Genomic DNA, 11,713 nt, shown 5'->3' with positions numbered 1-11,713 from the left:
CCTCGGAGCTATCGCTCCGAGGCGCCCCCTGTACGTCTGTATGTGCTGCTTTCAGATGCGGACCTGGACGGCGCGGCTGAGGCGGTCGTGGAGGCCGCGGCCGTCGCGGTCCCAGACGATCGCCGGGATGACCAGGGCCAGCAGCACGGTGCGCAGCACCACGCGGCCGGGGCCGAGGCGCCCGCCGTCCTGCGAGATGACCCGGAGTCCCAGGATCCGCTTCCCGGGGGTGAAGCCCACGGTGCCGACGGTAAGGATGCTCAGGATCACGAAGAGCGCCAGCGTCCAGTTGCCCGTCGCGCTCGCGTCGCGGCCCGTGATCAGCCCGTATGCGATCAGCTGACAGCCGATCCAGTCGATGGCCACGGCGCCGAACCGGCGTCCGAACCGTGCCACCGAGCCGGGCCCCTGCTGCGGCAGGCCGAGCTGCTGGCCGGGGTAGCCGAAGTCGACGCCCATGTCCTCGGCGGCCGCGCGGGGGCCGGAGAGCCAGGATCCGATTGCTTGCCTCTTGTCCACCCGACCACGGTACCGGTGCTGCTCCCCGGCATTCCGGCGGGACCCTGGTTAACTTGTGCGAAACAAATGGGTCATGCCTGAGAAATCCCGTCTGCTTATGGTCGGGTCAGCGTGCGGCACCGCACTGACGCACCACGAGCTATAAAGCCCGCCCTGCCCCGGGGCCGGGAGTAGGAGGAGTTGGATGTTCCAGAACGCCGACGAAGTGAAGCGGTACATCGAGGAGAACGACGTCAAGTTCGTCGACGTCCGCTTCTGTGACCTGCCTGGTGTGATGCAGCACTTCACCATTCCGGGGCGCGCGTTCGACCCGAACGAGGAGCTGGCCTTCGACGGCTCCTCGATCCGCGGCTTCCAGGCGATCCACGAGTCCGACATGGCGCTGCGCGCCGACATCAGCACCGCGCGCCTGGACCCGTTCCGCAAGGACAAGACGCTCAACATCAACTTCTTCATCCACGACCCGATCACGGGTGAGGCCTACAGCCGCGACCCGCGCAACATCGCGAAGAAGGCCGAGGCGTACCTCGCCTCCACCGGCATCGCCGACACCGCGTACTTCGGGCCCGAGGCCGAGTTCTACGTGTTCGACAGCGTGCGCTTCGCGACCACCGCGAACGAGAGCTTCTACCACATCGACTCCGAGGCCGGCGCCTGGAACACCGGTTCCGAGGAGAACAACCGCGGCTACAAGGTCCGCTACAAGGGCGGTTACTTCCCGGTCGCCCCGGTCGACCACTTCGCCGACCTGCGCGCCGAGATCTCCCTCGAACTGGACGCCCAGGGCCTCCAGGTCGAGCGTCAGCACCACGAGGTCGGCACCGGTGGCCAGGCCGAGATCAACTACAAGTTCAACACGCTGCTCGCCGCGGCCGACGACCTGATGCTCTTCAAGTACATCGTGAAGAACGTCGCCTGGCGCAACGGCAAGACCGCGACCTTCATGCCGAAGCCGATCTTCGGTGACAACGGCTCGGGCATGCACGTCCACCAGTCGCTGTGGGCCAACGGCGACCCGCTGTTCTACGACGAGGCCGGCTACGCGGGCCTGTCGGACACCGCGCGCTACTACATCGGCGGCATCCTCAAGCACGCCCCGTCGCTGCTGGCGTTCACCAACCCGACGGTGAACTCCTACCACCGCCTGGTCCCGGGCTTCGAGGCGCCGGTCAACATGGTGTACTCGCAGCGCAACCGCTCCGCGGCCATGCGCATCCCGATCACGGGCTCCAACCCGAAGGCCAAGCGCGTCGAGTTCCGCGCCCCGGACCCGTCCTCGAACCCGTACCTGGCGTTCGCGGCGCTCCTCCTGGCCGGCCTCGACGGCGTCAAGAACAAGATCGAGCCGATGGAGCCGATCGACAAGGACCTCTACGAGCTCTCGCCCGACGAGCACGCGAGCGTCCCGCAGGTCCCGACCAGCCTCGAGGACGTCCTCAAGGCCCTGGAGGCGGACCACGAGTACCTCCTGGCCGGCGGTGTCTTCACCCCCGACCTGATCGAGACCTGGATCGACTACAAGCGCACGCACGAGATCGCCCCGATCGCGCAGCGCCCGCACCCGCACGAGTTCGAGCTCTACTTCGACCTCTAAACAGCGCGCGAAGCCCCGCCCGTCTCCTCGGAGACCGGCGGGGCTTCGTCGTTTCCGGCTAGGTTCGGCCCATGGAAGACCCATGGAAGACCATCGCCGCGCTCGTCGCGCGGTTCGACGCGCACGACCGGGAGCGCGGGGTCGCGCGGGAGGAGAGCGTGACGCTGCAGATCCTGAAGATCGGGGAGGAGTTCGGCGAGGCCGCGCAGGCCGTCATCGGGGCCAAGGGGAGCAATCCGCGCAAGGGGAACTCGCACACCTGGGGCGACGTCGAGGCGGAGGTCGCCGACGTCATCGTGACGGCGATGGTCGCGCTCGCCCGGATGCGGCCCGACGCCCCCGCCTTCTTCGCCTCGCACCTGGAGGAGAAGTCGCGGAACTTCCTCTGATCAGCGCAGCAGGGGCATGGCGCCGGTGAGGTCGCGCAGGCAGCGGACCGCGAGTTCCGCCGGGGAGCCGGGGCCGCTGACCGGGGCGTCGGTGCCCGACCAGAGTTCCAGGGCGATGCGGATGGCGTCCGTGGCCGCCGCGGCGAGGAGGCGGACGCCGAGCACGTCGGCGTCGGGGCCGGCCAGCCGGGCCACCACCGGGACCAGGCGCTCCTCGGAGTCCTGGTTCACCTTGTACCAGACCGCGCGCAGGGCCTCGTCGGTCGCCGCGGCGCGGAGCAGGCCGCGGGTGACCTCCAGGCCCTCCTCGACGGCCCGGGAGTCGCTCAGTGAGCGGGTGACGGCGCGTTCCAGGGCCTCGGTCAGCGGGGTGCCGGGGTCCTCCTCGGCGAGCAGGGCGCGCCAGGCGTCACCGCCGCCCGCGAGCAGCGGGGCCACCGCCTCCTGCTTGTTGCGGAAGTAGCGGTAGAACGTCCGCAGTGCCACGCCCGCCCGGTGGGCGATGTCCTCGGCGGTGGTGGCGTCCGGGCCGTGCTCGGCGAACAGTTCGCAGGCCGCGCGGGCGATGTCGAGCTGGGTGGCGGCCTTGCGGCGCTCGGTCAGCGACTGGGCTGCGGGGCCGGCCTGGGGAGCGTACGGACGTGGGGATCTCACGAAGGAAGAGTACTCCCCGGGACCGCCGACAACTGCATGCATTGTCATACTGGCAAAACGTGTCACCGCGCCGGTAGGGTCGCCCCATGAACCGTTACGAAGCACGACGAGTCCTCATCACCGGCGGCGGCTCCGGCATCGGCCAGGCCACCGTCCACCGCATTCTGTCGGAGGGCGGCCGCGTCCACACCGTGGACGTCAGCGAGGCCGGCCTCAAGGCCACCGCCGAGCAGGCCGCCGCCGACGGGCACGGAGCCCGGCTGACCACCGCCGTACTCGACATATCCGACGAGAGCGCGGTCAAGGAAGGCGTGGCCGCCGCCGTCGAGAGCCTCGGCGGGCTCGACGTACTCGTCAACGCCGCGGGCATCCTGCGCTCCGCGCACACCCACGAGACCACCCTCGACCTCTGGAACAAGGTCATCGGCGTCAACCTGACCGGCACCTTCCTGGTGATCCGCGCCGCGCTCCCGGCGCTGCTGGAGGGCGCGCAGCCGGTCGTCGTCAACTTCAGCTCCACCTCGGCGTCCTTCGCCCACCCCTACATGTCCGCCTACGCGGCCAGCAAGGGCGGCATCCAGTCCATGACCCACGCGCTGGCCGCCGAGTACAGCAAGCAGGGCCTGCGCTTCGTCTCCGTCGCGCCCGGCTCCATCGAGAGCGGCATGACCACCGGCACCGGCCCCGGCCTGCCCGAGGACACCGACTGGAGCCTGTTCGCCAAGCTCGCCCCGGCCCTCGGCCAGGGCTTCGCAGGCCCGCAGACCGTCGCCGGCGTCGTCGCCATGCTGGGCTCCGAGGACGGCGCCTTCATCACCGGTACGGAGATCCGCATCGACGGCGGTACGCACTACTAGGCGTCAGCAGGCGTCATTCGGCATCAGCAGGCATCAGCCTCTGAAACGGTCCCAGAGCCGGGGGAAGCGCTCCGCGAGCACGGCTTCGTCCTCGAAGTCCAGCGGGGCGCCCTCCGGCTCCGCCGCTTGCAGCGGGACCCCCAGATCCGGCGCCACCGCCCCGGTCAACTGCTCGTACGCCTCGTCGGCCGCGTACCCCAGCTCCTCGCCGTCCCCGTCGATCTCCTCGTCGAACTCGGCCAGCAGCTCCGCCAGCTGGTCCGGGTCGTGCACCCCGCCCTCGAAGACCTCCCGGCCCTGGCCGATCAGCCAGCACCGGAAGTAGTCGAACGCGTCGTCGCTCGCCCCGTCGAGCAGGACCCACGCGGCGCCCCACAGGTCCCAGGTGTAGGCCCGGTTGTACCGGGACTCGAAGTGCCGGGCGAAGTCCAGGACGGAGTCCGGATCGAGCTGCGCGAGCCGCTCCACGAGCAGCTCGGCGTGCTCCTCGGGGTCGCCCTCGGCGGCCTCGCGGGTACGGTCGACGATCTCCCAGAACTCCGTCTCGTCCATCACCGCTCCAGCATCACGGGTCCACCCCCACGCCGCCACCGCGCATACGGCCAAAGGCCGGTTGTCCCACCTTCTCGGCCGTACCCCGTGGTCCGGAAGCCGCCCCCCGGCCGCATACTCGCATCAGGAGCACAGGGGTGGGAGGGGTGCGCATGCGGGGCGAATTACTGGAAGGCCGGTACAGGCTGGAGGAGCGCCTGGGCGGGGGCGGCATGGGCGAGGTCTGGAGCGCCCTCGACGTGAAGATGCAGCGGCCGGTCGCCGCCAAACTCGTCCAGGCCGTTCGCGGCATGGACGAGGCGGAAGTCGAGAAGCGGTTCACGCACGAGGTGCGCTCGGCCGCGAACCTTCCGCACCGCCACACGGTGACGGTCCACGACTGCGGCGAGGCCCTGCTGTCCGGCCGCCGGATGCTCTACCTGGTCATGGAACGCCTCGACGGCCGCACCCTGGCGCAAGCCTTCCTCGACCGCGCGCCGGCGCCCGCGCCCTGGTACGACGTCGTCGACTGGGCCTGCCAGATCGCGGCGGCCCTCACGGCCGCCCACGAGCGTGGCATCGTGCACCGGGACATCAAGCCGCAGAACGTCATCCTCACCGAAAGCGGCGTCATCAAGGTCCTGGACTTCGGCCTCGCCAAGTTCCTCAGCGAGACGCTGCGCGTCGCGGAACTCACAGCCACCGGCGCCGGACTCGGTACCCCGCTGTACATGTCCCCCGAGCAGTGCCGCGGCGACCGCGCGATCGACCACCGCGCCGACCTCTACAGCCTGGGCTGTCTCCTGTACGAGGGTCTCGCGGGGCACCCGCCGTTCACGGCGTCCAGCACGCACGGGATGCTCTACAAGCAGATCTACGAGGCCCCCGTCCCGCTGTCCGAAGCCGTGGCAGGGATTCCCGTACGGGTCACCGACCTCGTGATGAGGCTGCTCGCCAAGAGCCCGCAGGACCGGCCGGCCGAAGCGGCCGCCGCCATCGCGGAGATGCGGGCCGCGCTCGACGAGCACAGACGGGCGACCGTCGTGACGCGCGAGGACAAGACGAAGGTCGTGCAGGCGCTGGCCGACGCACAGGCCCTCGCCCGCTTCGTGACGGAGGAGGCCCAGACCCAGGCGGCCCGGGTACGGGCGCGGGCGGAGCAGGACGCGGCGGCCTGGCGCGCAGAGGCCGAGGAGATCCTCGACCGGGCCCGCATCAGGGAGGAGCGGGCGGCCGCCGCGGCCCACGAGGCGGAACGCAAGCTCGCCAGGGCGCGCGAGGAGGCCGAAGCGGCCGAGACCCTGCGGGCGCGGCTCGGGGAAGCCAAGGAAGCGGGCCGACTCGCCCTGAACGAGGCCGAGGCCAGGCGAGTGGCGGCCGACGCGCTGTTCGAGGAGACCCGCGCCAAGGCCGCGCAGGCCGCCGCGGACTTCGAGACCGGCCTGGCCAAGCGCCGAGAGCAGTCCGCGCGTGACCTGGCTGCGCGTCAGGCCAAGGCCGAGAGGCGTCTCGCGGAGATCGAGCACCGTGCCGAGCAGCTGCGTCTGGAGGCCGAGAAGCTCCGTACGGAGGCCGAGTGGCGGGCCCGCCAGACCGTGGAGACCGCGCAGCACCGTGCGGGCGAGCTGGTGGCCGAGGCACAGCAGGAGGCGGATCGGATGCAGGGCGATGCCGCACGGGAGCAGGCCGAGATCGACGCGGAGCGGGAGGTGGTGGTCGCCCGCCTGGAGAACCTGCGGAATCTCCTGACCTCCCGGAGGGGGTCCGTGCAACGGCCCTTGGAGCAGCAGGAAAGCCAGCAGGTCACCCGGTGAAACGCCGTGAGGCGGCCCGCCCCCGAAGGGGTGGGCCGCCTCACCGGCGGACGCGCACGGCTCAGAGGCCGTAGCGCTCCCGGGCCTCCTTGACGGAGGACGCCGGGACCTCGCCGCGGCGGGCGAGCTGGGCCAGCGCGGCCACCACGATGGACTGGGCGTCGACGCCGAAGTGGCGGCGGGCGCCCTCACGGGTGTCGGACAGGCCGAAGCCGTCGGTGCCCAGCGAGGTGTAGTCCTGCTCCACCCACTGGCTGATCTGGTCCGGGACCTGGCGCATCCAGTCGGACACGGCGAGGACCGGGCTGGTCACGCCCTCCAGCGCGCGGGTGACGTACGGGGTGCGCACCTCGCCGCGCAGCAGGGCCTCGTCGCACTCCAGCGCGTCGCGGCGCAGCTCGCCCCAGGAAGTGGCGGACCAGACGTCGGCGGCCACGTTCCAGTCGGCGGCGAGCAGCTGCTGCGCCTCCAGCACCCAGTGGATCGCCGTACCCGAGGCCATCAGCTGGACCTTCGGGGCGTCGGCGGCCAGGGCCGCCCCGGCCAGGTCGGCCGCCGTGTTGAAGCGGTAGAGGCCGCGCAGGATGCCTTCCTCGACGCCCTCGGGCATCGCGGGCTGCACCTTCGGCTCGTTGTAGACCGTCAGGTAGTAGAAGACGTCTTCCGGCTTCTCGCCGTACATGCGGCGCAGACCGTCCTTGACGATCACCGCGATCTCGTACGCGAAGGCCGGGTCGTAGTTGAGAGACGCCGGGTTCGTGGACGCGATCAGGTGCGAGTGGCCGTCGGCGTGCTGCAGGCCCTCACCGGTCAGCGTGGTGCGGCCGGCGGTGGCGCCGACGATGAAGCCCTTGCCGAGCTGGTCGGCGAGCTGCCACATCTGGTCGGCGGTGCGCTGCCAGCCGAACATCGAGTAGAAGATGTAGAAGGGGATCATCGGCTCGCCGTGCGTCGCGTACGACGTGCAGGCGGCGATGAAGTCGGCCATGGCGCCGGCCTCGGTGATCCCCTCGTTGAGGATCTGGCCGTCCTTGGCTTCCTTGTAGTACATGAGCTGGTCGCGGTCGACCGGCTCGTACGTCTGACCCAGCGGCGAGTAGATGCCGGCCGAGGGGAAGAGGGACTCCATGCCGAAGGTGCGGGCCTCGTCGGGGACGATCGGCACCCAGCGCTTGCCGGTCTCCTTGTCCCGCATCAGGTCCTTGACGAGCCGGACGAAGGCCATGGTGGTGGCCATCTCCTGCTTGCCGGAGCCCTTGAGCAGCGGGGCGAAGGAGCGCTCGGCCGGAGCCGGCAGGGCCACGTGCTTGACCTTGCGGGCCGGGACCGGGCCGCCGAGGGCCGCGCGGCGCTCGTTCAGGTACTGCACCTCGGGGCTGTTCGCGCCCGGGTGGCCGTACGGGACCTGGCCGTCGGCGAAGGCGCTGTCCGGGATCGGGAGGCCGAGGAGGTCACGCATGTCCTTGAACTCGTCGACCGTCAGCTTCTTCATCTGGTGGTTCGCGTTCTTCGACTCGAACCCGGCACCCAGCGTGTAGCCCTTGACGGTCTGCGCGAGGATGACCGTCGGCGCGCCCTTGTGCTCCAGGGCGGCCTTGTACGCGGCGTAGACCTTGCGGGGCTCGTGGCCGCCGCGCGAGCTGTGGAAGCACTCGGCGATCTTCGCGTCGGAGAGCACACCGGCCAGCTGCACGAGCTCGGCGTTGGCGCCGAAGAAGTGCTGGCGGATGTACGCCACGTCGCGGGTCGCGTACGTCTGGAACTGTGCGTCGGGTACCTCGCGCAGGCGGCGTACCAGGGCGCCCGTGGTGTCGAGCTGGAACAGCTCGTCCCAGGCGGAGCCCCACAGCGACTTGATGACGTTCCAGCCGGCGCCGCGGAACTGGGCTTCCAGTTCCTGCACCACGCGGAAGTTGGCGCGGACCGGACCGTCGAGGCGCTGCAGGTTGCAGTTGATGACGAAGGTCAGGTTGTCGAGCTGCTCGCGGGAGGCGAGGGCCAGGGCGGCGGTCGACTCGGGCTCGTCCATCTCGCCGTCGCCCAGGAAGGCCCAGACGTGCGAGTTCGCGGTGTCCTTGATGCTGCGGTTCTGCAGGTAGCGGTTGAAGCGCGCCTGGTAGATCGCGGACAGCGGGCCGAGGCCCATGGACACCGTCGGGAACTCCCACAGCCACGGCAGGCGCCGCGGGTGCGGGTAGGACGGCAGGCCGTTGCCGCCGGACTCCTGGCGGAACTTGTCGAGCTGCTGCTCGGAGATCCGGCCGTCGAGGAAGGCGCGGGCGTAGATGCCGGGGGAGGCGTGGCCCTGGATGTAGAGCTGGTCGCCCGATCCGTCGGCCTCCTTCCCGCGGAAGAAGTGCTGGAAGCCGGTCTCGTACAGCCACGCGGCGGAGGCGAAGGTGGCGATGTGACCGCCGACGCCGTACTTGGAGCCGCGGGTCACCATGGCGGCCGCGTTCCAGCGGTTCCAGGCGGTGATCCTGGCTTCCATCTCCTCGTCACCGGGGAACTCGGGCTCCGCGGCGGTGGGGATGGTGTTGACGTAATCCGTCTCCAGCAGCTTCGGCAGCGCGAGGCCGGCGGCCTCGGCGTGCTGGAGCGTGCGGCGGAGCAGGTATTCGGCGCGGCGCGTACCGGCGGCCTGGGCGACGGCGTCGAGGGAGGCCGCCCATTCGGCGGTCTCCTCGGTGTCGCGGTCCGGGAGCTGGTCGAGCTCGCTCGGAAGCTTTCCTACGGGGTCGGACATCGGTGTGCGCCGCCTTCCGGACAAAGGAGAGGTGGTGAAGAAAATCCCTGACGGGCAGGACAGGGTGGGTGAACCTGGTTGAGGTCCGGGACCGACTGTAAATCGCTGATCGATGATCGATCAAATAAAAGTGGCGAAGAAACGTCCATATGGCAAAAGTCGGCACCGCGTGCCAAGAATATAGGCACGCGGTGCCGGGCAAATCAGGACAAAAGGGCGTCGAGGGAGGCGTCGTCAGGTGGTGATCAGGCGCGCGGCGCGCACCCCAGCACGTGCCGCTTCACCAGCAGACCGATCTCGGGGTCCTGGCTGCGGAACGCCTCGACGAGGGCTTCGTGCTCCTCGGCGTAGGACTTCTGGACGGTTCCCAGCCACCGGATGGACAGGGCCGTGAACACCTCGATGCCCAGGCTCTCCCAGGTGTGCAGCAGCACGCTGTTCCCGGCCGCCCGTACAAGCTCCCGGTGGAAGCCGACGGTGTGCCGCACCTGCGCCGTGCCGTCCTCGGTGCGGTCGGCCTCCCACAGGGCCGCCACGTGCGGCTCCAGCGCCGTGCAGTCCGCCGCCAGCCGGGGCGCGGCCAGCTCGGCCGCGATCTGCTCCAGGCCGGCCCGGACCGGGTAGATCTCCTCCAGGTCGGCCGCCGAGAGGTTCCGTACGCGCACGCCCTTGTTCGGCGCCGACTCGATCAGCCGCAGCGTCTCCAGCTCGCGCAGGGCCTCGCGTACGGGCGTCTGGCTGACCTCCAGCTCCACGGCGATCCGGCGCTCCACGATGCGCTCGCCGGGCTTCCAGCGGCCGCTGACGATCCCCTCCACGATGTGCTCGCGGATCTGCTCGCGCAGCGAGTGCACGACGGGTGGGGTGATCATCGGCGGTTCATCTCCTGGTGGGTGTGCAGGGTCACGCGGGGCCTGATGCGTAGACAATACGGCGGCGCCCCCGCCCGGGAGTATCCCGGGCGAGGGCGCCGACAGTGAGGCTGGTTACAAGCCGTTCGGCTCAGAGACCGAGCTCGACCTCGAACTCGCCGGCCTCGAGGATGCCCTTGACGGCCGAGAGGTACCGGGCCGCGTCCGCGCCGTCCACCAGGCGGTGGTCGTAGGACAGGGTCAGGTACGTCATGTCGCGGACGCCGATGACGGTGCCCTCGGGGGTCTCGATGACCATCGGGCGCTTGACCGTGGCACCGATGCCCAGGATGGCGACCTGGTTCGGGGGCACGATGACGGTGTCGAACAGCGCACCGCGCGAGCCGGTGTTGCTGATGGTGAAGGTCGCGCCCGACAGCTCGTCCGGCGTGATCTTGTTGCCGCGGACCTTGGAGGCCAGGTCGGCGGTCGCCTTGGAGATGCCCGCCAGGTTGAGGTCACCGGCACCCTTGATGACCGGGGTCATCAGGCCCTTCTCGGAGTCCACGGCGATGCCGATGTTCTCCGAGTCGAAGTAGGTGATGGTGCCCTCGTCGTCGTTGATCCGGGCGTTGACGACCGCGTGGGCCTTCAGCGCCTGGGCAGCGGCCTTGACGAAGAACGGCATCGGCGAGAGCTTGACGCCCTCGCGGGCCAGGAAGGAGCCCTTGGCCTGCTCGCGCAGCTTCATGATCTTGGTGATGTCCACCTCGACCACGGAGCTGAGCTGCGCCTGCGAGTGCAGGGCCTTCATCATGTTGTCGCCGATGACCTTGCGCATGCGGGTCATCTTGACCGTCTGACCGCGCAGCTCGGACACCGCGGCGGCCGGGGCCTTGGCGGCGGGAGCAGCGGCGGCCGGAGCCGGGGCGGCGGCGGCGGCCTTGGCGGCCTCGGCGGCGGCCAGGACGTCCTGCTTGCGGATGCGGCCACCGACACCGGTGCCCGAGACCGTGGACAGGTTGACGCCGGACTCCGTGGCGAGCTTGCGCACCAGCGGGGTCACGTACGCGCCCTCGTCACCGGCGGAAACCGGAGCGGCGGGGGCGGCCGGGGTGACCGGAGCCGGAGCGGCGACCGGAGCGGCGACCGGAGCGGCGGCCGGAGCCGGGGCGGCGGCGGCCGGGGCGGCCGCGGGGGCTGCGCCGGCCACGCCGATGACGGCCAGACGGGCGCCGACCTCGGCGGTCTCGTCCTCGCCGACCAGGATCTCCAGCAGGGTGCCGGCGACCGGGGCGGGGATCTCGGTGTCGACCTTGTCGGTCGAGACCTCGAGCAGCGGCTCGTCGGCCTCGACGGACTCGCCGACCTGCTTCAGCCAGCGGGTGACGGTGCCCTCGGTGACGGACTCGCCCAGGGCGGGGAGCACGACATCGGTGCCGGACGCGGCCGGAGCTGCGGCGGCGGGGGCCTCGGCGGCCGGAGCGGCAGCCTGGGCCGGCGCGCCGGAGCCGTCGTCGATGACGGCCAGCTCGGCGCCGACCTCGACGGTCTCGTCCTCGGCGACCTTGATGGAGGCGAGGATGCCCGAGACGGGGGACGGGATCTCGGTGTCGACCTTGTCGGTCGAGACCTCGAGCAACGGCTCGTCGGCCTCGACGCGCTCGCCCTCGGCCTTCAGCCAACGGGTGACAGTGCCCTCGGACACGCTCTCTCCGAGCGCCGGAAGGGTTACGGAAACCGGCATGGTTTCAGTTG

10 protein-coding genes are annotated in these 11,713 nt (G+C 70.5%); 4 read left to right on the top strand and 6 right to left on the bottom strand.

The features are described from left to right. Positions 1-51 precede the first annotated feature (51 nt). A complete protein-coding gene (locus tag ACFWB8_RS06250) occupies positions 52-519 on the bottom strand; it encodes an RDD family protein (protein WP_385223194.1) in 468 nt (155 codons plus the stop codon). 184 nt (positions 520-703) lie between these two features. Between ACFWB8_RS06250 and glnA the strand changes: the two genes are divergently transcribed. Continuing rightward, positions 704-2,113, top strand: coding sequence for a type I glutamate--ammonia ligase (gene glnA, locus ACFWB8_RS06245; protein ID WP_385223192.1), 1,410 nt, complete (start codon positions 704-706; stop codon positions 2,111-2,113). A 71-nt stretch (positions 2,114-2,184) separates the two neighbouring features. Further along, positions 2,185-2,502 (top strand): MazG-like family protein, encoded by a 318-nt coding sequence (locus tag ACFWB8_RS06240; RefSeq protein ID WP_385223190.1) that lies wholly within the window; start codon positions 2,185-2,187, stop codon positions 2,500-2,502. Here ACFWB8_RS06240 and ACFWB8_RS06235 read toward each other — a convergent pair whose 3' ends face one another. After that, complete coding sequence (locus tag ACFWB8_RS06235) at positions 2,503-3,156, bottom strand: TetR family transcriptional regulator (protein WP_385223188.1); 654 nt, start codon at positions 3,154-3,156, stop codon at positions 2,503-2,505. An 86-nt stretch (positions 3,157-3,242) separates the two neighbouring features. On the opposite strand from ACFWB8_RS06235, the gene ACFWB8_RS06230 reads away from it, so the two are divergent. Then, positions 3,243-4,013, top strand: a complete 771-nt coding sequence (locus ACFWB8_RS06230; RefSeq protein WP_385223186.1) for an SDR family NAD(P)-dependent oxidoreductase — start codon at positions 3,243-3,245, stop codon at positions 4,011-4,013. A 33-nt stretch (positions 4,014-4,046) separates the two neighbouring features. Here ACFWB8_RS06230 and ACFWB8_RS06225 read toward each other — a convergent pair whose 3' ends face one another. Next, positions 4,047-4,565, bottom strand: a complete 519-nt coding sequence (locus ACFWB8_RS06225) for a DUF4240 domain-containing protein (RefSeq protein ID WP_385223184.1) — start codon at positions 4,563-4,565, stop codon at positions 4,047-4,049. A 152-nt stretch (positions 4,566-4,717) separates the two neighbouring features. Here ACFWB8_RS06225 and ACFWB8_RS06220 point away from each other — a divergent pair, with 152 nt between their 5' ends. Continuing rightward, entirely contained in the window at positions 4,718-6,358 is a 1,641-nt protein-coding gene (locus ACFWB8_RS06220) for a protein kinase (protein WP_385223182.1), read from the top strand. 61 nt (positions 6,359-6,419) lie between these two features. Here ACFWB8_RS06220 and aceE read toward each other — a convergent pair whose 3' ends face one another. The 3 genes from aceE to sucB all read right to left on the bottom strand — a co-directional run bounded on the left by aceE (position 6,420) and on the right by sucB (position 11,702). Then, positions 6,420-9,104, bottom strand: coding sequence for a pyruvate dehydrogenase (acetyl-transferring), homodimeric type (gene aceE / locus ACFWB8_RS06215; RefSeq protein ID WP_385223180.1), 2,685 nt, complete (start codon positions 9,102-9,104; stop codon positions 6,420-6,422). Positions 9,105-9,349: 245 nt separating this feature from the next. Continuing rightward, complete coding sequence (locus ACFWB8_RS06210; RefSeq protein WP_385223214.1) at positions 9,350-9,973, bottom strand: GntR family transcriptional regulator; 624 nt, start codon at positions 9,971-9,973, stop codon at positions 9,350-9,352. Positions 9,974-10,106: 133 nt separating this feature from the next. Beyond that, the gene (sucB, locus tag ACFWB8_RS06205) at positions 10,107-11,702 is read right to left on the bottom strand and encodes a 2-oxoglutarate dehydrogenase, E2 component, dihydrolipoamide succinyltransferase (RefSeq protein ID WP_385223178.1); all 1,596 of its coding nucleotides are present in this window, start codon (positions 11,700-11,702) and stop codon (positions 10,107-10,109) included. Positions 11,703-11,713 lie beyond the last annotated feature (11 nt).

The sequence above is a fragment of the Streptomyces sp. NPDC060031 genome, from assembly GCF_042736805.1.
In the GTDB taxonomy this organism is placed as follows: Bacteria; Actinomycetota; Actinomycetes; order Streptomycetales; family Streptomycetaceae; genus Streptomyces.
This window is presented reverse-complemented; position numbering and strand designations above follow the sequence as displayed.

What these genes read in the sequence shown, in the direction of transcription:
- glnA (WP_385223192.1), top strand. Translation starts at nt 704, where the DNA reads ATGTTCCAGAACGCCGACGAAGTGAAGCGGTACATCGAGGAGAACGAC.
- ACFWB8_RS06240 (WP_385223190.1), top strand. Translation starts at nt 2,185, where the DNA reads ATGGAAGACCCATGGAAGACCATCGCCGCGCTCGTCGCGCGGTTCGAC.
- ACFWB8_RS06230 (WP_385223186.1), top strand. Translation starts at nt 3,243, where the DNA reads ATGAACCGTTACGAAGCACGACGAGTCCTCATCACCGGCGGCGGCTCC.
- ACFWB8_RS06225 (WP_385223184.1), bottom strand. Translation starts at nt 4,565, where the DNA reads ATGGACGAGACGGAGTTCTGGGAGATCGTCGACCGTACCCGCGAGGCC.
- ACFWB8_RS06220 (WP_385223182.1), top strand. Translation starts at nt 4,718, where the DNA reads ATGCGGGGCGAATTACTGGAAGGCCGGTACAGGCTGGAGGAGCGCCTG.
- aceE (WP_385223180.1), bottom strand. Translation starts at nt 9,104, where the DNA reads ATGTCCGACCCCGTAGGAAAGCTTCCGAGCGAGCTCGACCAGCTCCCG.
- sucB (WP_385223178.1), bottom strand. Translation starts at nt 11,702, where the DNA reads ATGCCGGTTTCCGTAACCCTTCCGGCGCTCGGAGAGAGCGTGTCCGAG.